The organism is Lentisphaera marina (assembly GCF_028745505.1).
GTDB classification, from domain to species: Bacteria; Verrucomicrobiota; Lentisphaeria; order Lentisphaerales; family Lentisphaeraceae; genus Lentisphaera; species Lentisphaera marina.
Genome location: NZ_JAQZZL010000002.1, coordinates 978,165 through 1,004,382 on the forward strand (window position 1 = coordinate 978,165; position 26,218 = coordinate 1,004,382).

A 26,218-nucleotide genomic window follows, 5' to 3' on the forward strand; every position below is an offset into this window, starting at 1 on the left:
ATTCAATTACCATTATTGATTAGGCTTATGGATTTGATTGATATTTTTGTATCTACAAAGGATATTAAGGGTTTATAATAAATTTCTTAATATTTAATTTGTAGATGAGGGTGATTTTGGAGGATCAAGAAAAGAACAATCAGGTTTTAGAGAGTTTACTCTATCTTTTGTTGTCGGGTAAAGTTTCTAATGATAAACTTATCCCTGCATTAAAGAAGTTTACGAATGAGTCATTAGATCTTGACGAAGTTTTATCAATTTTAAAAGCTACTTCTGGTGATGCTTTTCAAGATATCTGTCGACAAATCGAAGGGAGTCAGTTAGAAGACGCCAAAAAGTTTTACGAATTAAATCAAATATCGGCAATAGATGAAAAATACTTCAGTGAACAGCTCAAGGGCTTACCTCTTGATATGCCTAAAAATAATCAAGAACAAGGTATTTATAGTGAACTGGAGGATGCCTGCCTATTACTCAATGATTACTTCTCCCTCCTAAAAAAGCAGCGATCAATCCCCATACTTTTTACTTATATCGAGCAAAAGAGTTTAAAGAAAGTCGATTTTTTCACTGAGAATAAACACTTTTTAGCATGTCTAGATATAGAGAGATTAGTCGGCTACGCATGGCATCAAGCTAGTGATGATTTACGACTCGAATTACGTCAGTTAAAGCAACAAAGCCAAGAGTCTTATCTGCGTAATTTTGAAGAAGGGCTAGAGGCTATAAAGTCAAAAGAAAGTTCGTTTGTCCTTAGCAGTCCCAAAGCATTTCTCGATGCACTGATCGTCTATTTAGGTGAGGGTGGGGAACTTTCCCAGGAGCTGCTAGAGATTATTTTTAAGTGGCCAAGTTCTGATATTGTAAGTTTATTAAAAGTTTTGTGGCAGAAAACAGAAGATAAATCTAAGTTATCCTTACTCCTAACCATGAGATTTGGAGATCTTAATTCTTATAATCGTACTGAGTGGCCAGTCCTTTTGGATAAATTTGAAGGGGAGTATTTAAGTTTTGTAGACAGGATTAATCACCTCAGTAAAAAGTTCCCGATTCGTTTGCTATATATGTGGTGTATGGACCATGGTGAAGTAAGTGAAAAACTTCTTGATTTGCTAAAAGAATCTTGCTTAGAAGAGGCTGATCAGTACGATTGTAAAAATATTATTCAACGTTATCAAACTGAGCTACAGATTCCTCGTGCAGAGTACAATTTGCTCTTAGGGATTAAAGAAGATCCACTTATAAGTGTTGAATATGCTGAAGAACAAGGGCCCGAATTGGGCAATGACGATGACAAACTAGTCAGCGCTAAACCAAAAATTATTTTAAAAGATTATTTAGCTAAGAGAGATAAAGAGGCCGCCTTAACAGAGTCATTAAAACACGAGCCTAAAAAGTCTGATTCTTTAAAACCAGAGCCTAGAAAACCAGCAGTAAAGGCAGTGAAAACTGAGAAGCTTTCTAAGAGGTCCGTGTGGCAAGAACACATGAAGCCATTTATAAGCGAAAACTGGTTCATGATGGCGGGCTTACTACTTTTTGTCGCGGGGAGTTTGATTTTATCTTATTTTACTTGGGATAAACATTGGCTCTTTCGCTATAGTCTGATGCCTGGTTTATTGGCTTCATTTACCATGGGTTTAGCGTATTTAGGGAAATGGATTGAGAGTAAGAGTAGAGACTTTGTGAACTCAGCTAGCATTCTTCGTGGTGCCGCGATTCAATTACTGCCAATAAATTTCATGACAGTTGCCTTGATGTCTTCTGATGACATGGTGCGTTATAAACACTTTCTCATTCCCGTCATGGCCGCCATATACCTGAGCTTAACTTGGTATGGTCTAAGTCGTTGGTGCATGTCCGTATCCAAGCACCTAAGTCCCGTGCTCCCACGTACGCTTTTAGCGATTAATAGCTTGGTAATTTTAGCGCCATTAGCCGAAACTTTTGGACTGAAAAATAACGAAACTTTATTATTGATTTTGGCTTTTGGTTTTTATTTTGGTTTTGCTTTTCTGACATACTCATTTTATTCTTTTTCTTTGCGGATTAAGCAATTTAAGCTTCAACTTGAGCGTAGGATCATCTGGTTCTTTAGCCTGATGATTGCCGCTAGTTTTATTCAAGTTTTCTTATGGGTTCACAGTCATATCCGCTATTTGCCAGAGATTTATACCTATGCACCCTTAGTCCTTATTGCGGGTGCTTTAGTCTTAATGCTTGAGCGCTGTAGTGGAGACTTGGTTGGATCACTTAAATCATCACAAGAAGATGAGTCTTTTGTGGGTTATGTACTGATTGTTGTCGGTTTAGTTATGAGCTTTAATCATCCCATATTTCGAATTATTTGTTTATTTCTTTCCTCGTATATTTGGTTCCTGCAATCAAAACACCGGCAGAGGCATGTGCATTATTACATTACGGTTACTTTGCTGAGTGTCGGCTTCTTTGCCATTAGTGGATTAACTGGTTTTAAAGCTCAATATATGCCCGCACTCGGTCTAATAAATGTATTAGTGTTGAGCTTATTAACCCTGCAGTTTCGCCAGCAGAAATCTTATGGCTTTGCCAAGGCTTGTAGCAATACACAAGTAGTGGTTTTACTAGCTGTCGTCATTTTAGCTATGGTGAAGCACGCACAAATTCAGCATTCATTATTACTTACTTCTTTCTACCTTTTATTTCCCGCAATAATGTTCATGTTTCGTGCTTACCGCGACGAACAGCTTAAGTGGATTCATCTTAGTATGTTTGTGTTTGCACTTAGCCTCCCTTACATGGGTTGTGTGGATATGGAAGCAGGGACGCTGGTGGGTAATACTTTGGTTTTTGGCTTAGCCTGCTTATCCATAGTTTGGTTACTTGCAATTCGCTATATTCCCTTTTATTTACTCAAAGAAGCGAGATCTACTGTTTTGTGGTTCTACGGTTCCCTGTCAGTCGTGGTAATGTTTATACGGATTTTCATGGAACGTCACGTTCCTGTGGATCCTGAATGGTATAAGGGCTTTATGGATTACTCAGGGCCGCTGTTAATGACGGCAGTATTAGTTCTGGCAAGTTATCTTTCGCGCTCACTGATCCCATCTTTTATGGCTGCCATTATAGCCGTTATTTTATTCCCTGAATTAAAAGCAAATTTTCGTGCCACTTTTGATACTCTAGGTTTTGGTTCAGGGCTGGGCAGTGCATTTTCATCTTTAATTATGATCGCAGTCGCTTTTTTCTTAAGGCAAAATCAAAAGTTTAAGAACTTAGGCGAGGGTGATAAGTTTATGATGAGTTCTTACTTCCCCTTAAGGCGCTATGATCATACTTTGTTTACTTTGCCTTTAATTGGATCCGCCTGTTTTTTACTCGTAAAAACGGCCACGTTTAATCTGATTCGTCAGGAAGTGGTGGGTGGAGGCGTGAGTATGAAAGGCGCAGTGGCCTTAATAATATGTTCTCTTTGTGCCTGTTTTTTATATCTTTATTTCCGAAAACAAAAAATCACCTGGCTCTTTCACTTGGCTTGGATCTATTTAGCCATAGGTATGTGCTTTACTTTTGATTTGCTTGAAGGGGAATTCCATTGGACAGAGCCATGTTTCTGGACCCTGTTAAGCTTACAAGTGGCATACTTCTTGAATCTTAAACTTCGTGACTCTTATGAGTTTATAGATGACTTATTTATTCAACCCTTAAGTACGACTCTAGCGGGATTAAGTCACGTAAGTTCTGTACTGCTCATTGTGACTTTTGTGGGTTCAAATACCTTCGGGATGACATACCCTTTATTTTTCTTCATAGTTGGTCAGTTTTTATCGTATTTGAAAAGTCGAGAGAAAGTACATTTTGGCATTAATTTATATTTACTCATTTGTGCATGTGTAAGTCCTTGGGATAGTCATTCTTTTGAAGAGCTTCTAATGCCGAGTCTTTACTTCACATTAATTTGCTTATTGGCTCATGTTTTTGTGAGTCGCATCGAGGGGCTCTACAATCAGTACAAAGCCTTGTTTAAATCCTTTTTAATCATGGCGACTCTCTTCAGTTTAACTTTTACTTTATACTCATTGCCTTATCTAGCGCAAGTACTTGATTTGAGTGCGTTTTTTATTCTAATGACGAGCTGTATTTTGATTTTAGTTTATTTAGAAAATCAATCCAAAGTCTTTTTATTACTTTCCTTCATAAGCTTCTATTCCTATTTTCATCATGATCAGCTAGACTTGATTTTTGATCCAAAGCACTTGTCATTATTCGCCTTATTATTTAGCTTAGTATCCTATGGCCTCATGAACTTAGAAAAAGAAAAATCCGCTTGGATGAATACGGGATATTCACTAAGAGCTTTTAAAAGTGTGAGTGGGGCGGTGCTTTATGTGCCACTGATTTTAATCTGTGAATTTTCAGCAATACTGCATGTTCTGCATTGGCGTAATAATAGTGAATATATTGTGGCTACTTACATTGGGGCGATAACATTATCATTTATTGCGTGGGCTTGGAAACGCATCGAAGTAGGGGTTTTCTGTGTTATTACTTTAGCGTTAGCCAATGTTCATTTAATTCGTTGTTTCGGAAAAAATTATTTGAACGAACAAGGCCTATCAGAGATACACCTCTTGTGTTTAGCTCTGGGCTTAACTTTATTGATGACGAGTTTAGTTCGTAAATACAATCCAAATAAAGCGATCAAATCACTACTGGCTCATAGTGCTTTGGTTTTATCTCTCTTAGTTCTAGTCTTTCTCATTGGTAATTATATGAGTCACCCGAATTTGAATGAAGTGAGTTCATTCCGCTTCTTTATTTCGGGTGCAATGTCTTTCTTGGCGGCACTTTATTTCCGAAGTGCCTCACGCAAACCACAAGATGGAGAAGAGGCATATACAGAGATTTTTGAAGGGATTTATCATTTCGGTCTCAGTATGAGCTTTTGGTGTCTTACTTTAATGATCCCCTTTATGCGCAGTCCGCAAACGGCAATATTAGCTTTTGGTTTACCAGCAATTTATTTCTACTACATGACGGAGTGGTATTACGCTCAGGGGAAGAACCACAAGGTATATAGGAATTCTTCCGCTTTATTATTGTTGGTTCTTTTCCTCTTATACATTTTTAAAGGTGTTGTTCATATGACCTTTTATCCTGACATAGTTATGGATAATAGTTATTATCACAGCAATGCGCCCATTTTAATAATTTATGGGCTCTTATTATTTCGTTTACATGCTTTGGGTGCTCGCATTCAGATGCCTTTATACGGAGGATTTGCTTTGGTGTTAGGCTTCTTTTTTACTTTGAGTTCGGCTCCTAGCTTCAGTCCCTTTAATCACCCAATAAGAGCATCTTATCTTGCAATGATTAACGCGCACATATGGATCCTACTCAATTATCAAAAGTCACCACTTAGGGTCTATTTTATGCAATGGTCTAAGTTAGATGAAGAACAATGGCTTTCATTGAGGAAGACTTGGGCAATTTATTTATTTGTCCTCACTCAAATAATGGCTTGCATAGCTTTGCTAAATACCTGGGGGCAGAGTCATTTGTTTGCACCGGTATTACTGCTGGCGGCCAGTGTGGTAGCTCATCTTGCTTATGTGCGGAAATCAAAGTTTTTTGCAATTGTTACACTTTTAGAAATCCTAATCGCAATGCATTCAGGCTTTTTGATGGATAGTTACTTACGGGCAGACGATGTTATTTATGTACTCTTAGCAATTTGGGCCATATTTACCTTTGTCAGCTTCTATAAATATAATAATGTTCCAAGTAAACGAGCTTGGCCAGTAGCCATATTATTTATAGCTTTGCTTATTCCGCATATTATTTACCATGATCTATATAGTTTTAAATCATTGGCAGCAGTTGTGCTAATGGTGCTCTTAAGTTTATTGACCGCCTATTCACGGGAAAATATTAAACACAGCTTAGAGAAAATCATACCATTAACTTACTTGTGTGTCCCCGTTTATTTAGCGTATTTAGCTGCTTATGATGAAGAACTTCATTCGCCATTATACTTACAAAAAGAAGCTCTACCAGCGACTTTGTTTGCCCTGTTTTTAACAGCAAGTTCTATTCGCTATCTAGGGGGACAATCATCAGGCTTAATTAAGGAACTACTTTCTTTGCGTTATAAGGTTTTAAATTTAGTCTACCTTTTTTATAAGCATGAATCGACCAAAATCTCTTCCTGTATACTTTGGCTTCTTAGTGGATTAACGACGGTTCTCTTGGTGATCTTTATGGGTGAAGCTTTTACTCAAAAGCAATTTTTAATGCTCTTGATTACCTATGCGGGCCTCATTGTCATTTGGTATTTCAATGGCAGAAAAAAACGTAGTCAATTAGCATATTATATGGTGGCGTATTCGCTACTAATTTTTATGGCCTTTTTACGTCATCAAATGCTTACGGCTACAGACTTATGGCGAAATGAATACGATGTGTGGAGTAGCTTACTTGTATCATTAACAATTGCGGGGCTAAAACCTTTTATTGATGAGACTGAAAAAGAGATGAAAAACCCTCTCTTGGGAGTCCTTTTTCTCATGCCCATAATCGCTCTGGGGAAATCTTTTTATTACGGATTGGGAACAGATTATATTCTGATGATTCTCGGTGTGAATAGTTTGATATTTTCTTTTCTCGGAAAAGATGATCGAGAATCTCCTTATCACTTAATAGCCATGATAGGTTATGTCTCATTTACCTCAATGACTCTATGGAATAAGCTCGAATTGAGAACTCTTCATACTTATGTTATTCCATCGGGAGTTGGGGTTTTAATGATCTTACAATTGATGAAAAATAGTCTTTCAAGCCAGAAGAGAAACGTGATTCGTTTAGTCACTCTATTGATGATGGTGTCGACTTCGGCTTTTTATGCGGTAATAGCAGAACCACGGTCCATAGCATATAATTTAACGCTGATTACCCTTTGCCTTTTAGCAATGGCTTTTGGATCTTTATGGAAAATTCGTCTTTATTTAATTCTTGGTTTTACGGGTTTGCTCATAGATATTTTGTCGATATTTACGCGTGTATTGATCGATCTCCAAAGGGGGACACGTATGGCAATTCTGGGTAGCTGTATATTGCTGATAGGTGGCTCTTTGGTCTTTGCCAACCTCTACTACAAAACTCAGCAGGAGCGGATAAAGAAAATTATAAGTAAATGGCGACTCAAACTCTCCACTTGGGAATAATTCATACGTTTACCTAGAGGTACAAAGTACCGGAATTAAGCAGCGTGTGGTGTGAGCCACACGTACGACGTAATAAAATAAATGGAGGGCTCGCGGATGTGAGTCCGGAATAGAGTTTCGGACCCAAGTTTGGGTCCTTGCTTTATTTTAATTCAACTTTCATGCACCTCACGGTGCATGCTATATTCTGTGGGCTTGCAGCCCTAATGTGAACTGTATTTATTTTTCACACAGCCTCAGGTGATTAGGGACTTTGTCTCGCTTTATGGGTAATGATTAATTTAAAATATCTATTTTTTAGTGATAAAGGTTTTCCCCAGTGGATCGGCGGTTTCTCTAAGGCGCTTACGCATTTTTTTAAGGATCTCTTTATATTCCGGGTTTTTGGCAAAGTTTTGTAGTTGATTGGGGTCTTTTTGCAGGTCGTGAAGGAATTCATATCCTTCCTCTGGATAGGATGCATAAACATAACGCTCTCCACGTATTCCTTCCCATTTTGGAATGGATGTATGTTTACTGAAAAATTCGCCCATGAAGTCATTACGCCAATCTACAGCTTCGCCCTCAATAATTGGCTTTAGACTTTTACCATTATATTCTTTCGGCGTAGGCACTCCTGCGTAATCGAGCATAGTTGCACCAAGATCGATATTGAGAGCCATTTGCGTCGTTTTTTGTCCTTTTTTATTGCGACCATCGAAAATGATAAGTGGTACACGTAGTGATTGCTCGTAATGAGTCCATTTACCAGCAAAACCACGATCTCCGGCGTAGTAGCCATTATCAGCAGAGTAAACGATGATTGTGTTATCTAAAAAGCTTTTATCTTTTAAAGTCTCAACAACTCTTCCTAGTGCAAAATCAATACCTGAAGCCATACGTAGATAGTTACGCATGTTGTGCTGATATTTCTCTGGGGTATCCCAACGCCATTTATAGCGGTCGGCATGCATAGAGTTTTGCATAAAATCTGGCTGAGATTCAAAGATCTTGCGATCGTGAAGTTTAGGCAAAGGCATGGTCATGCCTGTATAGAGGTGAGCTGCTGATTCAGGGTAAGGAAAGTGATCCTTCTTATCCCCATCTTCTGCATGTGTCGCGTTAAAGTTTAAGCTGACAAAAAAGGGCTTTTCTACACTTTGATCTTTTATAAAATTGATTGCGTGGTCCGCAATAATATCGGTTTCGTGCTTAAGTGAGCCATCGCGCATTTTTTTATGAAAGGGATTTCTTCCTACCTGGATAAATTTATCAAACATCATCTTTTGTTGTTTTTTATCCAGCCTGAAGTGAGTTTTACCAAAATAAGCCATTTGATAACCGGCCTTTTTCAAACCCATTGGGTAAGAAGTTGTGATGAATTTAGGCTGAATCATTCCTCCCGTGAAGCGATGCTTGCGCATGTACATGCCCGTGAGAATAGAAGCACGACTTACCCAGCAAGTCGCTGTGGTCACGAAAGCATTTTCAAAAAGCGTGCCATTTTCTGCGAGCTTATCGATGTTTGGAGTCTTTACTACTGGGTGCCCCGTGCAGCCTAGAAAGTCGTTGCGCTGGTCATCAATTAAAAAGAAAACAATATTAGGTTTATCAGCTGCGGTGACCGCAAAAGTCATAAGACTTAATATTAGGAATAGGTATTTCATTGGCATCTCTCTTATTTATATTCAAAGTTTTTAACTTTTTGAATCATGCTTTTTTTGATGTGAGCATATTCAGGGTTTGAACTCAAGTTGGTCCATTCATGTGGGTCTTTTTGGTGATCGTAAAGTTCGTTACTACCATCCTCGTAAGAAATTAATCTATATCTCTCGGACTGCACCGCAGTATTTTCAGGACCATAACTCAAATAGGCCACATCTCGCTTAGCATTGGGGTCTTTCAATAAGGGGAGAATAGATGTTCCTTCTAAATGCTTTGGTTTGTTGACGCCGGCAAAATCACACAAAGTGGGGTAGATGTCAACATGTGAGATAGGCTGATTATTGATTGATCCCGGCTTGGCTATTCTGGGAGCAACAACAATGTAGGGGACGCGCGTCGTATTTCGCCATAGTGCAGCTTTGCACCAGTGTTCTTTTTCGCCGAGATTCCAACCATGATCACCAGTCAGGATAATCACTGTGTCGTTGCCACGTGGATTATTCTTAAGGGCTTCCAAAAAGAGACCGATTTGTGTGTCGACATAATTGATACAGGCAAGGTAAGACTGAATCATATATTTCCATTCATCTTCTCCACCCAAGTGAAGGATGTGTTCATGTACTGTTCTAGGTGCAAAGAGATCTTTATGGGCGTTTGAACGAGCCAATGCCTTGCCATATTCAGGTAGGTCAGCCAAGTCGTCAAATTCTGGACGCACAGGAAGTTGAATAGATTCAAGGGGGAACTTATTAAAGTATTTAACAGGTACATTAAAGGGACGATGCGGTCTGTAGAAACCCACGGACATCAAGAGAGGTTTATCACTCTTTGTGTTCCATTGTTTTATGGCCCACTGAGCGGTTTTATAATCTCCCGTTTCCGAATCCTTAAGGTTTTGAGGTCCGCCTTCACCCCAGAGGTTAACTCTGTCATCGGTGAAGTGCGCAACTTCTTTTGGTCGTGGAAAAAATTCGTCTATATTTTTGATTACTCCACCATGCTGAACTTTTCCTCCACTTACCACACGGTAGTTTTGTTTCATAAAGTGCTTGTGAAAATCGAAAGGCTTTTTAGGTGGGTTTTTAGATGTAATACCCTTGAGTGGCTGATCTTTATAAAAAGGCATTTTCTTTGGGCTATTAAAGTACTTCCCTGTGCTTTTTGGGTAGAGGCCTTGTAGAAAGCTAAGTCGAGAGGGTCCGCATTGGGGAGCATTGCAGTGGGCATTGGTAAAGAGTGTTCCACGAGCAGCAAGGGCATCTAGGTTTGGCGTTTTACTTTGGGGATGGCCGCCCATGACTCCAATCCAATCATTGAGGTCATCAACGACGATAAAGACAATATCTTTTTTATTTGAATTTGTGTCAGCAAAAACAAAGCTGTTGAAATATAATAATGAGCTTAATAAAATAGCCGATTTCTTAAGTATGTTCTTCACTTTATACCTTTGTTCATGATTTTATAGATTGTGTCACCTTTGGTCTTTGGAGCATGGTGAAAAATCGCCAGATAAAGAGCGTCGTCTTTGACGGTAAAATAGTACGGGGTTATACCACTTGGGATTAAGTGACTAAGATCTTCCCAAGCACCTTTCACAAAATCCTCTAAAGTTTTAAAACGAATAAGTTTATTTTTATCGAAATCAGTTTTGCCTGCGTAAGGCTTACAAAAATAACTACTGGCATACCAATAGCCATCGAAAAACTCCACATCATTGAGGACAAGTCCGGTGCGTTCCCACGAGCCAGCTGCTCCCTGACGCTTTGATGGATCAAAACTATCGTAGATCTTAAATTCTTTTTTGTCCCAATCGACGATCTCAACAACTCTTCCCTTTGATGAGCCAATTGCATAAAGTTTACCCTTAACTAAGCTTATGGAGCGGGAATAAGCATGAGTGGGAACTTTTAGAGCACTTTCATTCTCGCCTATGGCAGTAAAGCGAAAAACCGTCCCCGAATTGGGATTAATCGCATAAATCCACGAACTCTCAGAGTCCACAATAATGTCGTGCGGTCTTTGTAGTTGAACTCCTGCAATAGACTTTGTCTCCGCATGTATTTCTGCTTTTGAGAGATCCTTAACGGCGACGATACGATGATGTTCAGTGTCGTTTATATAATAGAGTTTGTCTTTGGGGTTATAGGCTACGGAATGTAGCCCTTTAAGTGGTAGAGGAGAAACCTTAAAGAGTTCATCCTTTTTATTGCGGTAGACAATACGATTATTCTTTAAATCAGAAATAATTTCCTGTTCACCAGGACCAAAGGCAATATGAGTTGGCCACTTAAACTCTATGGGATCTTGTTCAGAAATATAGTTTTCAGCTACAAGTGATGACTTGACATCAGCTAGTAAAGCAAAATTAAACATAGCTAAAAAACTAAGAGTATGGAGAAGTGGCAATTTCAATATTATTTAAACTCTGTTATTACTTTTCGTTTTTTGACTGGATACCAATCATTGATCAATTTTGCGAGTTCCGCAACTTTTTCAGCATTATCTTTTGCGAGGTTATTCTTTTCGGATGGATCATTGGAAAGGTCAAAAAGCTGAGGCCTTTGCTCTTTATCTTCATATGTGGGTTTCCCTTTGTCCGTCTTACCATCGTACGTTAGGAGCAATTTCCAGTTATCTTTAATTACCCAGCGATAAAGTAAACTGGCTTCATAGTCACTAATGTCAGCAATATCATGGGCAAATGTTTCACCAAAAATGTGATCACGAGGGATTTCTTTTTGCTCGGACATGAATGAGTTTAAGTCGAGACCTGGAAGGTCTTTTGGCATACGTGCTCCTGCTGCAGAAACGATCGTTGGAAATATATCGATGCTTGAGCAGAGTTCTTTACGGTCCTGAGCTTTAAATTTTGCCGGCCACGAAAAAAAGATCGGTGTACGCGTTCCACCTTCGAAGGGCGATCGTTTTGAGCGTGGTTCATAACCATTTTTTTGAGGATTTTGAATCCAGCCATTATCACATACATAGACAATTAAGGTGTTATCTCTTATACCTCTGTCTTCTATGGATTGGATAAGATCTCCACAGGCCTGATCAAACCATTCACACATAGCATAATATTTGGCAATGCTTGGAGGTAAGTTATAATCTTGATATCTTTTGAGAATGTCTTTAGGTGGTGTATGCGGTGTGTGGGGCATGAAAGGAGCATACCAAAGAAAGAATGGTTTTTTCTTTTTTATGGCCATATCCATGAAATCGGTAACGGGCTTATTTCCCTTACGACCAATTTTCAAGCCTTCATCACCATGACGGCCTTTCTTGTGAGCAGGATAGCCTTCAGTCATACCATGAGTGAAGCCTCCTCGTTGATAATTGCCTTCCCACCATTTACCACTCTGATGAGCTAAATAACCTTGTTCAACCAGAAGTTCTGCAATGGTATCAAATCTATCGATATTAGCTATTACAGAAGCTTTCAGGTCGGGGTTATTTGGGTTTTTACTATCTCCCTTTGGATTATTGCCCGTCACGCCGTTCACGCTGGAGTAACGGCCAGTCGCCAGAGTCATGAGTGATGGACGGCACAGTGCTGTGGGAACATAAGCACGTTTAAATAATACGGACTCAGAACTAAGTTTATCTAAATGAGGTGTCTTTATATGTTCATGTCCCATGAAACCATAATCAGTCCATGCCTGATCGTCTGAGAGGATGAGAAGGATGTTTGGCTTCTCTGCTGCTTGTGAACTAAATAGGTAGATAAATAATATAATAAAATAGCTTTTCATGTCTTTTTCCTTGATTCATTTTTATAGTATATGCTAAGCAAATCCTGAATCTTACCTTCCAATAGTGATTTTGGTTGATTTTTTATGCGAAATGCGGATTTTATTATATTTACAAGCGCGTTTTATTGCAGAGAATTGTTACTCATGGATTTTAGTCGAATCCATGAGGTAAATATACGACTTTAAATGATTGCTTGTGCTTATTTAAACTCGGTTAAAACTTTGCGTTTTGTCACTGGGTACCAATCATTGATCAATTTTGCGAGCTCCGCAACTTTTTCAGGGTGATCTTTAGCGATGTTAATGTGCTCTGCAGGATCTTTAGAAAGGTCGAAGAGTTGAGGGCGTTTCTCTGTACGTGGGTGAGTCGATATATATTTGCTGACTTTGCCATCGTAAGTGAGTAAAAGTTTATAATTGCCTTTGATCACCCAGCGGTACAATAAGGTTTTTTCATGATCACTGATATCGACAATGTCGTGAGCAAAGCCTTCGCCAAAAATATGATCGCGTGGAATCGCTTTTTTATTGATCATGTAAGAGTTGAGATCTAAACCAGGAAGCTTATTTGGCATACGAGCACCTGCCGCGGCTACGATGGTTGGGAAAATATCGAGGCTTGTGCAAAGTTCCGGGCGATCTTGTGGTTTTAGCTTATCGGGCCAAGAAAAGAAAATGGGAGTACGTGTTCCACCTTCGTAGGCAGTTTGCTTAGATCTTTGATCGTACCTGTTAAGCCTATTTGGGTCTTGAATCCAGCCATTATCGCATACATAGACAATGAGGGTGTTGTCTCTCACACCCTTGTCTTCTAGGTGTTGAATTAAGTCGCCACAAGCCTCATCAAACCATTCGCACATAGCATAATATTTTGCAACTGGAACTGGTAGGTCATATTTTTTATATTTTTTGAGGATGCGTTCTGGTGGTGTATGTGGAGTGTGAGGCATAAATGGAGCATACCAGAGGAAGAAAGGCTTTTTCTTTTCAATTGCCATATCCACAAAATCAGTAACAGGCTTATTACCTTCACGACCAATTTTTAAACCATCATCACCGTGACGACCGCCTTTTTGCGGATAACCGCGCGTCATACCATGAGTAAAACCACCACGCTTGTAATTACCTTCCCACCATTTGCCACTTTGATGGCTGAGATAGCCCTGTTCACCAAGTAGCTTTGCTAAAGTATCGTGCTGATCAACTTTAGAGATTAAGGATTCGCGCAAGTCCGGATCATTGGGGTTCTGACTATCACCTTTGGGATCATTCCCCGTAATGCCATGCTGGTGAACGTATTTCCCTGTGGCAAAAGTCATCAAAGAAGGGCGGCAAAGTGCAGTTGGTACATAAGCGCGCTTAAATAAAACGGATTCGGAAGCCAGCTTATCAAGATGCGGAGTCTTAATCTGTTCATGTCCCATGAAGCTGTAGTCAGTCCAAGCCTGATCATCCGAGAGAATCAGAAGAATATTTGGTTTATCAGCTGCCTGAAGGCAGAAGAGTGAGCTTAGTAATATGAAGAGTGCATGTTTCATTATTATTTCCTTTGACTATTGGATTGATTGACTGGATGCCATGATTGAATTTTTGATTTTAAATCCGATACGATTTCTGGGTGTTGCTCAGAAAGGTTTTTTAATTCTTGTGGGTCTTTAGACAAATCATACAAGTGGATAGGGGTTTTATCCCATTCATGAACTTTTTTATATTCGGTTGTATCGAGTCCATGATGGCGAATGATGAGTTTCCACTTACCCTTGATACACCATAAGTACTGTAGCGTTTCGTCAGGGTTTTTAGGGTTCATATTGTGAATTGAATTAGTGCAACCAAAAATAGTGTCTCGCTCAGAGCGTTGCTTCTCATTAAGAAGGTTTATGCCTGTGAGATTCGCAGGTGCTTGAACATTAATAATACTTGAAAGCGTTGGGAAGATGTCTATAGCATGGGCAAAGTCATTAGATCGTTGTGGAGTGATGTTTCCAGGCCAGGAGATCATAATCGGAGTGCGAATTCCATTATCATAGGGAGAACCTTTAGATTGAGCTGCAAAAGCTTTTTGAATAGATTCTTTATGATTTCCTTTTGGCACAGACTTTGCGACCCAGCCGTTATCACAGATGTAGAGAACTAAAGTATTTTTATAAACATCTTTTTCTTTTAGAAAAGAAAGTAATTCACCACAGGTTTCGTCAAACCATTCGCACATAGCAAAGTACTTGGCTTCATCTAATTTAGCCGTGACTTTTGTGTACTTATCTAGCAATCTTTGGGGTGGGTTGTGTGGTGTATGAGGTAGAAAAGGTGCATACCACAAGAAGAAAGGTTTATTTTCAGTTTTTGCTAATTCAACAAAGTCTTTGATTGGCTGCATTCCCTCTCGGCCAATTTTTAAGCCTACATCACCGTGGCGTCCTTTTCTCTTTGGGTCACCGTGTGTCATACCATGAGTGAAGCCACCGTCTTTGTAGGATCCTTCCCACCACTTTCCCGATTGGTGAGTGAGGTAGCCCTGATTTTTAAGCATTCTAATAAAGCTAGGGAGCTGATTAAATTTTTTCTGAACAGGTTTATCTAATTCAGCTCGCTTGTTTCTGCCGTCAACATCATTTCCGGTAATGCCATGTTCAAAGGGCTGAAGTCCCGTAATCATGGAAGCGAGTGAAGGACGACATAAAGGAGAAGCTACGTAGCCTCTTTCAAAGAGAATAGATTCTGAGGCTAACTTATCCAAATGTGGGGTTTTTATATGTTCGTGCCCCATGAAGCCGTAATCTGTCCAAGCTTGATCGTCAGATAAAATGAGCACGATGTTGGGCTTTTCAGCTGCTTCTAAACTGAAAAAGCCTATCAATAATACTAATAAGTTTAATCTCATATTTATTTCCCAACATTAGGATGACCGACGTAAATGTCTTTATCATATATTCGTAGTCAAAGTCTATAATCTTACAGAACTTCTCTTGATTGACTTAGTAAAAATATAAAGTGCTGAATTTATTATAAAAAAATATCTACTCAACAAAATTATTAAAGTTTTGTTGCTTCCATAAAAAAACACTATTTGCTAAAAGCTAACAAATAGTGTTCTCAAAATTTACTTAGTTAAAACTTCTTAAGTTGAATATTTTTGAACCAGGCTTTCATGGGTACACCGGCGTGAAGCTGCATGCCAATCATACCCTTAGCTAAACGTTCAGGGTGATTATCGGTGATATCAACCGTTACTTTACCATTAATTTTGTGAATCATGCGGTTACCTTTGCAGATGACTTCGTAGGTTTGCCACTGAGTTACGTCAATTTTTTCTGGTGCAGTAGTATTTCCAGTTACTTTCACTTTTTGATTAGCATCGATCTCAACTTTTTGTCCACGCTTAGCAATGATACCGCGCTTGCCGAGCCCCTCACCATAAAGCATAGCTAAAAATTCAGGTTTAGGGTGCATATCACATTGGTAACCACTGAGACGGAAAATGCTTTCGTCTTTCCAGAAAGCACGGTACATCATGCCTGAATTGTTGCCTTCAAAGCGACCTTCGAAGCTAAGGTGAAAATCTTCAACATCTCCACCTTCCCACACGAGGAAAGAGTTGGCTTTGAGCTTGTTGCCATGAGTGCTACCATAGATGACACCATCTTCGACTTTCCAGAGTTTTGAATCACCTTTCCAGCCAGACAGATCTTTACCATTAAAGAGCTTAGTTGCACCTTCTAAGCTAGCAGAACCTTTGAAGTAGTCGTGCTCAGGGTTACCTGCAGAGAATATGTAGGCAATGAGGTCACTAAGTTCTTCTGGGTTGAGTGAGTAGATGAGTGCTGGTGGCATTGGTGATACGTGCCATTCTTTTTCACTCTTAATATCTGCGACTTTGATTTCTGCTGTGTATTCAGCCGAGTAGGGGTTAGTCATCAAGTGAAGTAAACCATCTTCCTCTGTACCTTTACGTCCGACAAGTTCTGAACCGTCTTTCATTTTGAAGACTTTACTTCCATATTGATCAGAAATGACCTTAGAGGGCTCGATTATGTTTTCCATCATATCTTTAAGTGTGTAGCGGCTGGAGGAACCTGTGAGGTCAGGACCAATACCACTGCCTTCACCCGCAAAGCGGTGACAGCTCGCACAGGCAACTGCATGATAGAGATTTTCACCAGTCTTAAAATTACGTCCCTTAAGATTATCTTTGACTGCAGCAACGGCGGTTTCAACTGTCCAGACTTGGCCAGGGCCTTTAGGTGGTGTGATAGCACGAGGCTTAACAAGTGATTTACTAGAGATTTTATCATACTTTGATCTTTTTGCGGGGTCCGCAATATTGGCGAGAGCCTCTTTGCGAGTATTCTCAATAAATGGTGCAAAACTGTTCCCCCCTTGCCAGGTTTTAGCTTTTGGGAACCAAGAGAAGTACGTTGCGTAGTCCGCATCAGTCCAGCCATTCTTTATTGAGCGAAGTGAAAAAGCTAAAGAAACCTGCTGTGTATTGGGGCGGAACTGCTCGGTTCTTTTTGCGGCGGCTGCATAACGGTCGTTACGTTGTAAAATTTCATCAGAAAGAATCTTCTTTTGTTCTTCAGTAGCACTCACCATTTCGCGAACAGCGCGAGGAATAATATTCGGCGCATCGAGGTAAAGAAGAACTTGCACGAGTTCACGATTCTCAAAATTGCTTTTTGAGGGGTAATGAGGATTAAGGTTTTTTATAACAAGTTGAGCATCAGTGGTGCTAGGCTTTCCTAAGCGAGTGAATGCGAGTTGATAAGAGCGAATTGCGGCGAGTTTTTGATCTTCTTTTAAAGAAGTATAATTGATTTGGTTGAGCTTTTTCAGAATGAGTGATTGATCGCTTTGTTCGCCCATGCGAGCTAGTGCACAAGCACCTTCGATGATTGCCCAAGAATTACTTTCTGATTCAAATTTATTTTTCCAATCCGCAGTATTTTGCCTCTCGATAGCGACACGAGCAGCGTGACGAATGAAGCGGTCTGAATTAGAGAGGTGGGGCCAAGCCTTGTCAGCAATAGCTTTTGAAGCGGGTAGGGTGTGCAGTTCTTCGAGTTGTCTGCGCAACAAAATTTCTTTAGTTAAGTTTAAAGGCTTTACAGCTTTTGTTGACTCTTTACCTGTATAAGTCACTTTATAAAGTGCTGATGCGGTAAGGCGTCCGCCTACTGCAAAGTACATGTTGCCATCGCTGTGAATGATCACATCTGTAAGAGGGAGAGGTTTTCCTGAGATGAATTGTTCTTTTGTAGCGGTGTAACTCGCACCTTCTTGATTAAGGTGAATGGCGTACATAGTTCCGTAAGTCCAGTCATTGATAAAATAAGCACGTTGGTATTTTTCGGGAAATTTTGCGCCAGTGCCCATTACAGTGCCCGTGGGACTACCTGGACCAATATCAATTGTTGTTGGGACCGTGTCGGTGTAGTATTCAGGCCATTTACCTGAACCATGGCGCCAGCCGTAGTCTGCTCCTGATACAACGTGATTGACGCGGCATGGACGATACCAAGGTGAGCCAATATCATATTCCATGTCAGCATCATAGGTGAATAGCTCACCTTCAAGAGTAAAACCGGCATCAAATTGATTGCGGAAGCCATGTGCAATGAGTTCACGGTCTTTACCGTCAGGTGAAACTTTTAAGATAAGTCCACCTGGAGCTAGGCGTCCACGATTGTGGCCACGGCCATCAGCCATACGAGGAAGGATATGATCTTCGCTCCAGTTTTTTGCCATGCGGTATTTATTTATATAATCAGGTTGATCAGTATTGTTACCACCAATGAGGTAGATGGATTTTTTATCGGGTGAAAGTACCGCACTATGGATTCCGTGCTCACCACGTGTTTTGAATTGGATCAAAAATTCTTCTTTATCGTATTGATCATCACCATTTGTATCCGTCAGACGGTAAAGGCCCTTAGGGTCTTTTTCATTATTGATAACATAAAGGCTACCAAAAGCATAAAGTACACCATGTGCATGACTGACTTTTACATTGAGTTTCTCGACTTGAGCTTTTCCAGAACTTAAAGTGATTCGAAAGATTCCACCATATTGATCACAAGCAATGAGTCGCCCTTTATCATCAGAGCAGAGACCAACCCAAGAACCTTGTGTTTTAGCATCTACATCATAAATTTTCTCAGCTTTAAAGCCAGGAAGTGTAGTCACAGAAATAATGTTAGGTGTAGAAGTGACAGCTTTAGGTTTTTCTTTATCAAGAACTTTACCCCAAGGACCTTTGCCATATTTAGCGACTTCGTTAGCAGCTAACCATTGACCTTTTGGCGCACGTGCCTGCCAGTTTTTGTCAGAAGAATATTGTTTACCATCAATTTCGAGGCTAAAGACTAAACCCGCCATATTGCCTTCATTATCGGCCTGGATAAAGAACTTATTTTTACCTTTCTTCAGGTGTTGCGTCAAGTTTACTGTTTGCGCTTGCTGCCAGGTTTTTGAGCTAGCAAGTTTCTTGTCGTTGAGGTATAAGATAAATCCATTGTCACAAGTTATGACTATAGAGGCTTTTTTTGGTTTATTAGCTAAGTTGATAATTCTTTGAAACTCGGCTTTTTCAGTTTGTATTTTTCCTTGTTTCCAAATCCACATGGGTTCGGCTGCTGATAATACTGAGCAAAAAAGAATAAGCAGTATGTATTTCATATAAATCATCCCTAATAAATTTTATTTTAAAATATGATTAACACTAATCATCTATGAGAAGTTTATATATGAAAAAAATGGCTAAAAATATAATAAAATCGGCAAATGGTGTGTAAAGGATGCTTTCTTGTAACGTTTACAAAGAAATTGAGTTCTCAGTTCAGACATTCTTCGATTTCTTGTAGTTCAAGCTTGAAACCGCCAGATAAAATGGGGAAGCGACACCAGGTTTTTGGATCTAAACTTTCATCGTCTAAGTGAAAAGCAGGAGCATAGCGTTCACGCTTCCATTGATTGCGACTCCATAAGCTAAAAAATCGTTTAAGGAAAGCAAAAGACTGTTGTGAGTCATTGTTTTTACAGAGTTCGTCAAAAATCTCTTTTGGGCTCATGCGGTCGCGAATAGCCAATTTTTGTATTTGATCCAGAATTTCGTAGGGCATTAAATCTTCTTCGTCTTTTTGTTCTTCACCAGGGGGACGCAGTTCTGCCGTTGGTTCTTGTGCATTGACATAAGAAAGTTGAGCTATAGGACTCAGTTCACAGAGTTGATTCTTTTCTATATCTTTAAGGAACTCACGTAGAAAGACTTTACCAATACCTGCCAAGGGGGAAAGTCCACCACAAGTATCGCCATCCATTGTTGCGTAACCTACGGCGGCTTCAGAGCGATTAGAGGTAGTTAAAAGTAGGGCGCCTTTTAGGTTGGCCATCATCCAAACACCAGGTGCACGACCTCGGGCTTGAATGTTTTGCATTGCTAGGTCATCACTTTCCCAAGAAAGCTTACGATCCATAGCCCTTTCATTAAGTTGACGATATATATCCAAAACGGGTTCAATATTAAAGAAGTGGTAATTAGCGCCAATGCTCGTAGCTAACTCTGCGGCAGCTTTTTCAGTTACTGGACCACTATTTTTTGATGCTTGATACACGCATGTCAATAATAGATTACAGAGGCTTTTAGCCGAGTTAACAGCATCTATTCCAGGGATGTAGAATAAGGATGATTTTGTTTGATCAATACCTAATTCTTTAATAAGGCGTTCACACATATGATAAACTAAAGCTGCGCATGTAGCAGAGTCGACGCCACCAGAGAGGGAGAGGATAAAGCCTTTGCTCCAGCTTTTACGCATGTAATCATATAAACCTAAAGTTTCTGCTAATAAAAACTCTTCATGGGCATTTAAGTCAGTTTTTACTGGTGTTTGAATAAGAGGGAGAGAATTATCGGATCTTTTAAAGTTATGTGAAAAGTGAACAATACAGGGCGATTGTGTGTACTTCTCTTTAATTTCTATTTGAGTATCAAATTGATGCAGACGGAATTCTTCTAGATGCAGACGGCTAGATTCATAGTTTAGTTCATTGGCCTGAGCATAAAAAACGGCACCATCGTAAATGACTCGGCCAGCTTCATTGCCATTGAGATTGGCATAAAAATAATGACAATCAAAGTTTTTTGCACCGTCAATTATTAATTGCTTTCGGAGCTTTTGTTTTCCTAAGGCAAAATGAGAAGCGCTAGGATTAAAAATGATATCCAGTTGTAATTCACTTAAGTGTGAATCGAAACGTGTTTCTTCCCAGGCATCCTGACAAATTTCAAAGCCAAAACGCAAGTTATTAAATTGGAAGATACAGTCGCCAACAGGGATTGAGGCGCCATTTATATAAACTTTCTCGACATGGCGATCGGGCCATGGTTCGAACCAACGTTTTTCATAATGGAGTCCATCATTAGCTAGGTGTTTTTTACAGTAAAAGCCAATGATTTTTTCATTTGCGAGGACCGCAACGCTATTGTAAAGTTTGCCTTTTATTTCGAGGGGTAAACCAATGGCAACAATTTGCTCTTTGGTGTGGGGAAGCAATTCATCGAGGATTTGCAGGCTACGTTCTCTTAAGTGTGGGCTCAAAAAGACATCTTCGCAGCCATATGCCGTGAGAGCCATTTCGGGAAACAAAACAAAATCGCTTTCAGATGATTGCTTTATGGCGGATATGATTCGGTTTAGGTTTCCTTCCCAGTCGAGTGGCGTTTGATTTATGGTGACGGCCGAGGTCTTCATTTTTACTTTTCCTTAGTGAAATTTCGCAAATATACACCTTTTTGAGCGGAAAGAACTCTTGGAGGTGTTAGCTTTCAAGAAAAATAAGGATTTTTATTATGTCAGTTGAATTAAACTATTTAGAAGGTCGCAAATTATGCGTGGTTTTTTGTAAACTAGAAGAGGAAGATGAAAAGGGGCGTTGCACAAACCCTGAAGATCCTAAGTTTCAAATAAAAACGATGCATGGCCGTGCGAATGTGCTTAATAATCAATACTTAGAATGTGTGACTTCCGAAGGCGGGAGCTTTAAGATTCCACCAAGTGCCTATGATAAAATCTTTCCTAGTGATGGCACAGATATTCTTAAAGATGCAGAATACTTTGTTATGGTTAAAGTATCGGGAATGGATCTTTAACTTATACTCAAATCTTTTGGTGGATTACCACGCTTTAATAAGTGGTAATCAAAGAAGTTTTTGACTTCGCTATCTAACTTAGGATGAATAAATTTATGTCCATGCCCATCCATTGTGATGAGATGGCATGGAACTCCTAGTATGGTACTTTTTTCTTTTATAGCCAAGGATTGTTCATAAGGGACTGCTTCATCTTCTGTCCCATGAGCGAGTAGCAGAGGGCAGGCCTCTTCACTTAGGTGTTCATAAGGGCTTGCATCAAGTAATTTATAGGGCTCTTCCACGGGATCGCAGCCAATGAGGTGGATAACTGGAGAATCCGGCAAGGTGTGACTTTTAAGGCTGTGCTCTTCGGCCTCCAGTATATCTAAGAGCGGGTGAAAGTGCGATGGGGCACAGTAAGCCACAGTGGCTTGTATGCGTGAATCATTTACCATATGAAGACTCAAATGAGCTCCAGATGAAGATCCCCATACTGCAATTCGATCGCTATCAACCCCATAGAGATCGGCGTTTTCGATAAGGTGATTAAGTGCAGCTGTGCAGTCCTCAATTTGAGCAGGCCATGGAGCATGCTGACTAAAACGATAATTTAGTGCTACAGTTATGTACTCACCTGACTCGACGTAAGGAATTAGATGAGGAACCTGCAGGTCCTTGTCGCCATGATTCCATGCACCCCCATGAATGTAGATGATTAAGGGAAGTTTTTTATTTTGTTCTTTTGGCTTCATCAAATGAAGACTTTGACGAATATTTGTGGAGTGATTTTTATAAAATATATCGCTAAGGAATTCAATGCTTTCAGGTATTTCTAAAAGAATTTCTGGACGTTGGTATAATTGCATATTCTTCCTTGCTGATAAATAAAGTGTATTTTGAAATTGTATGTAAAGCGACTACTGAATTGTTTTAACCGTACCCCAATTGCGAACTGAATTACCCAGAGCAACAGATTGAGCATTTTGTAGATCTTCGATAGTTATGGTTCTTTGTATAATATCTTCGTTTTCTATTAAAACTTGTCTCGAAATACTTGGGAGAATGCCAGATTTTAGGCGTGGAACAACTTTATGCCCATCTTTATCAATGATCATAATGGCACTAATTGAGCCTTCGCAGACATGTCCTTGTTCATTGAGGATGATGACTTCATCTAAATTGTTCTGTTTGGCGTAGTCAAAAGCTTTGTTATAAATATCGCGTCGATCAGTTTTATGGTAAGTGTAGGGGTCTTTAGAATTGATGTGGCTTTCTGTGTAAATAGCAACCTTTAGGTCTTTCCAAAAGGGATTGGCTAAGTCTTGGTGATTGATTGTATATTGACCATCAAAATCAATCGAGATACGCACTTTAGCATAATCAAATTTTTCTTCTTCTAGGCGTTGTTTTAGTTTGGATAAACTTTCACGGCAGGCTTGTGCATCAAATGGACGTAGGAGCCATTGACAGCTTTGATCGATACGATTTAGATGCTTGTCTAAATGATTAAAGCCTTCTGTGCGAGACCAGAGGAAACTAGTGAAAACTTCAGAAGGAGGTGGGGGGAAGTTTAAAAATGAGCTTTTGAGTAAACACTCGTCCCATTCGGGCCCAGATCCAGAGTCTGCAACAATGCCACTACCGATACCAAGAAGTGTTTGTTCTTTGTGGCACTCAATTGTGCGGATACAAACATTGAAGTCAAAATCACCATTGGGATTGAGGTGGAAAATAGAGCCTGTGTAAACTCCGCGAGGAGAACTTTCTAATTCTTCAATAATTTCCATGGCACGGATTTTTGGTGCGCCGGTAATTGAGCCTGGAGGATAGGTCGCATCTAAAATATTGTGGAGAGATAAGTCGGCCTTGAGTTCACCTTGTACAGTACCAGTCATTTGATGTAAAGAAGGATAACGAGTAACGGTAAATAAATCTTTACTGGTGACTTTGTTGCAAATTCTTGACAAGTCATTGCGCATAAGGTCAACAATCATAATGTTTTCTGCACGGCCCTTGGGGCAAACACTTAAATCCTTTCGTCTTTGCTCATCTTGATCCCAACGTCCCGCACGTTTCGAAGTTCCTTTCATGGGCTTGGTGGTCAAAGTATTGTCACGACGACTTAAAAAGAGTTCCGGCGAAAGTGAAATAACTTGGTATTCATCTGTTTCGATATAAGCGGCATAGGGTACGGGGTGATTCTTAATTAAGTGAAGAAAAAAATCTTCTGGCGAGTTATTTAATCCGAGCTCACAGCGAAAAGTATAGTTGACTTGGTAGATGTCGCCATTTTTGATGTAATCAAGAGCTCTTTCGATAGCATCACAGTATTCCTCTTTATCAATTAAAGGCGATACAGAAACTTTATTGAGTGTTTGTTTAGGGGAAGGGCTTTCTTCTAATTCTTGAATAGAATCAAAAACCAAAGCCATAGCTAAAGGGAGCTGTTTATTTTCGATAATTTTATGTTTTTCATCAAAAGCTAAAGAAGCTTCATATGATAAAAAGCCTAGGGTGTGAAAGCCATTCTGTACTGATTCTTCAGCTTTATTTATAAATGGCTCGATTTGATTAACATCTTTACAGCTATGTATTTCTCTGATTTTATCAGAGTAAAAAAGTTTTCCTTTGTTTAAGAAATAAGCTTTAGTCATTTTTTCTGATTATGATATCATCAATATACACAGGGATGCTGCGTACAGGGTAAGTCAAAACACTGACTTGTCCTTTTAAATCAAGGTTTTGAAAATCGCCACTAATCATCCAGCTTTTTGGATGCTTACCTTCTTCATAGGCAACACACTGGAGAGTAGAAGTCGTTCCAACAGTTTTTAAATCAAGACGAATTTTATACCATGTGTCAGGAAGCATTTTCATTTCAACTTCATCATAGATTACGCCATTATAGATGAGACGAAGTTTGCCCATTTGATCACCAGTTGGGTAGAGATGGATTTTAAAACCGGCGATACCACCGCCACCAAGTCCTGCAGCAACAGTATTATTTGCAGTTGATTTGTAAAAGAAACTAGTTTCTAAACTATAATTACTGAGTTTCTCTGGGCCAAATAATAAAGCGTTTTCGCGATTGTTATTAAAACGACTTGTGAGAGCGTTTCTACCACCTAGTGCGTCTAATACATAATTTCCAGATAGTACAAAAAAACTATCTTTATAATCTTCGAGGTTTTTATGATCAAAGGTTTCACTAAAAATAACATCATTTGAGTTTGATGCTACCGATGATTTATACATACTACCGCATGAGGCGAGTAGGAGGACAAGAAGCGATAAGAGGGCAGTTTTCATGAAGGGAGTTCCTTTTTCTAATTGGCGCTGAATTTATCACCATTGAGAGGAACATAAAATCGTACTTAAGTTTAAAGTGATGAAAAAGTATCAATTCTCATCGTAGCCGTTTTCGTGAACTTTTTATTAAAGCTTGGTCGGATATTTAAATTCTCTACAGTACTTAGGGTGGATTGTAGTGTTTTTATCACTTCAGACCAAGTTTGAGGGCGCTCATCAATATCGTAGGCCATGAGCTTGTGCACCGCTTTTCTAACACTTGACGGCAAACCTGGCTGGATCTGTCCAATTGGAATAGCGTCTTCTTCAAGTTTTTTGACTAAAACTTCCATTGCCTTGTAGTCGTCATAAGGTGGAGAGCCACAAAGACAATGGTAGAGTGTAGCACCTAAGGCATAAATATCACACCTATGATCAAGTTCTTTACCTGCAGCTTGTTCAGGACTCATAAAGTGAGGCGAACCCAAGATCATGTCTTTTTGAGTTATGTCACTTGGCTCTTCTAAGCATTTAGCAATGCCTAAGTCGGTTAAATACGCCTGCTTTTCACTTTGATCGACCAGGATGTTGGAGGGTTTTATGTCGCGATGGATTAGCAAGTTTTGTGACCAAGCATATTGCATAGCTTCAGCAATTTGCAGTGCGTAAGTTAATGCTTCCGAAACTTCTAAGGGGCCACCAACTTGAATGAGATTCTTGCAGGTTTTACCATTGATTCGATCCATCGCTAAATAGTAGTCCTCATTAAATTTTCCTGCATAGAAAACGTGAATAAAATTGGGGTGGCGGTAACTAGAAAGGAGTTCTATTTCACGACGAAAACGTTGATGTTCTTCATGGTTAAGGCGATCGTGTCTAATGATTTTTATCGCACTAATGCGGTTCATGAGTTCGTGTTTTGATGAATAAACCTCAGCAGAACTTCCCGAGCCAATAAGAGCGTCGATTTTAAAGTCCCCAATGAAAGTTCCGCTAGCATAGTCTGGTGCGGGAGCGTGGAAATCACATTTGCATTTTGGGCAAGTGATTTCTGCACCGCGGAGGTGCTCATTTATTGAAAGCTTTAGGCCACATACGTGACAATAAAATTTGTAATCCATTTGATATGGCCATTTGAAATTATCTATAATAATTATTTTGCATCAAAATTAATTGATTTTCAAGAGGCCAAAGGAAAATAC

14 protein-coding genes are annotated in these 26,218 nt (G+C 39.5%); 2 read left to right on the forward strand and 12 right to left on the reverse strand.

Going from position 1 to position 26,218, the window contains the following annotated elements:
* Window positions 1-116: 116 nt before the first annotated feature.
* Window positions 117-7,202 (forward strand): hypothetical protein, encoded by a 7,086-nt coding sequence (locus PQO01_RS15015; RefSeq protein WP_274314901.1) that lies wholly within the window; start codon window positions 117-119, stop codon window positions 7,200-7,202.
* A gap of 290 nt (window positions 7,203-7,492) precedes the next feature.
* Here PQO01_RS15015 and PQO01_RS15020 read toward each other — a convergent pair whose 3' ends face one another.
* From PQO01_RS15020 to nadE, 8 genes are all read right to left on the reverse strand, one after another.
* Entirely contained in the window at window positions 7,493-8,848 is a 1,356-nt protein-coding gene (locus PQO01_RS15020; protein ID WP_274314902.1) for a sulfatase family protein, read from the reverse strand.
* Between the two features lie 11 nt (window positions 8,849-8,859).
* Complete coding sequence (locus PQO01_RS15025) at window positions 8,860-10,284, reverse strand: sulfatase (protein ID WP_274314903.1); 1,425 nt, start codon at window positions 10,282-10,284, stop codon at window positions 8,860-8,862.
* Entirely contained in the window at window positions 10,281-11,219 is a 939-nt protein-coding gene (locus PQO01_RS15030) for an NHL repeat-containing protein (protein ID WP_274314904.1), read from the reverse strand. Before PQO01_RS15030 ends, PQO01_RS15025 begins: the two co-directional genes overlap by 4 nt.
* Before the next feature lie 41 nt (window positions 11,220-11,260).
* Window positions 11,261-12,598: a sulfatase family protein gene (locus PQO01_RS15035; protein ID WP_274314905.1), complete on the reverse strand. Its 1,338-nt coding sequence runs from the start codon at window positions 12,596-12,598 to the stop codon at window positions 11,261-11,263.
* Window positions 12,599-12,798: 200 nt separating this feature from the next.
* Window positions 12,799-14,136 carry a sulfatase family protein gene (locus PQO01_RS15040; RefSeq protein WP_274314906.1) on the reverse strand — a complete coding sequence of 446 codons (1,338 nt, stop codon included), beginning with the start codon at window positions 14,134-14,136 and terminating at the stop codon, window positions 12,799-12,801.
* A 2-nt stretch (window positions 14,137-14,138) separates the two neighbouring features.
* On the reverse strand, window positions 14,139-15,479 hold the full coding sequence (locus tag PQO01_RS15045) for a sulfatase family protein (RefSeq protein WP_274314907.1): 1,341 nt from the start codon (window positions 15,477-15,479) through the stop codon (window positions 14,139-14,141).
* 227 nt (window positions 15,480-15,706) lie between these two features.
* Window positions 15,707-19,273 (reverse strand): 3-keto-alpha-glucoside-1,2-lyase-like domain-containing protein, encoded by a 3,567-nt coding sequence (locus PQO01_RS15050; protein WP_274314908.1) that lies wholly within the window; start codon window positions 19,271-19,273, stop codon window positions 15,707-15,709.
* A gap of 155 nt (window positions 19,274-19,428) precedes the next feature.
* Window positions 19,429-21,348 (reverse strand): NAD(+) synthase, encoded by a 1,920-nt coding sequence (gene nadE, locus PQO01_RS15055; RefSeq protein WP_274314909.1) that lies wholly within the window; start codon window positions 21,346-21,348, stop codon window positions 19,429-19,431.
* A gap of 98 nt (window positions 21,349-21,446) precedes the next feature.
* Between nadE and PQO01_RS15060 the strand changes: the two genes are divergently transcribed.
* Window positions 21,447-21,746 carry a hypothetical protein gene (locus tag PQO01_RS15060; RefSeq protein WP_274314910.1) on the forward strand — a complete coding sequence of 100 codons (300 nt, stop codon included), beginning with the start codon at window positions 21,447-21,449 and terminating at the stop codon, window positions 21,744-21,746.
* Here the strand turns inward: PQO01_RS15060 and PQO01_RS15065 are convergent.
* From PQO01_RS15065 to PQO01_RS15080, 4 genes are all read right to left on the reverse strand, one after another.
* Entirely contained in the window at window positions 21,743-22,594 is an 852-nt protein-coding gene (locus PQO01_RS15065) for an alpha/beta hydrolase (protein WP_274314911.1), read from the reverse strand. The two genes, PQO01_RS15060 and PQO01_RS15065, sit on opposite strands and share 4 nt — an antisense overlap.
* Window positions 22,595-22,645: 51 nt before the next feature.
* Window positions 22,646-24,382, reverse strand: a complete 1,737-nt coding sequence (gene pabB, locus PQO01_RS15070) for an aminodeoxychorismate synthase component I (RefSeq protein WP_274314912.1) — start codon at window positions 24,380-24,382, stop codon at window positions 22,646-22,648.
* The gene (locus PQO01_RS15075; RefSeq protein ID WP_274314913.1) at window positions 24,375-25,037 is read right to left on the reverse strand and encodes a hypothetical protein; all 663 of its coding nucleotides are present in this window, start codon (window positions 25,035-25,037) and stop codon (window positions 24,375-24,377) included. Before PQO01_RS15075 ends, pabB begins: the two co-directional genes overlap by 8 nt.
* Window positions 25,038-25,108: 71 nt before the next feature.
* The gene (locus tag PQO01_RS15080; protein WP_274314914.1) at window positions 25,109-26,137 is read right to left on the reverse strand and encodes a serine/threonine protein kinase; all 1,029 of its coding nucleotides are present in this window, start codon (window positions 26,135-26,137) and stop codon (window positions 25,109-25,111) included.
* Window positions 26,138-26,218 lie beyond the last annotated feature (81 nt).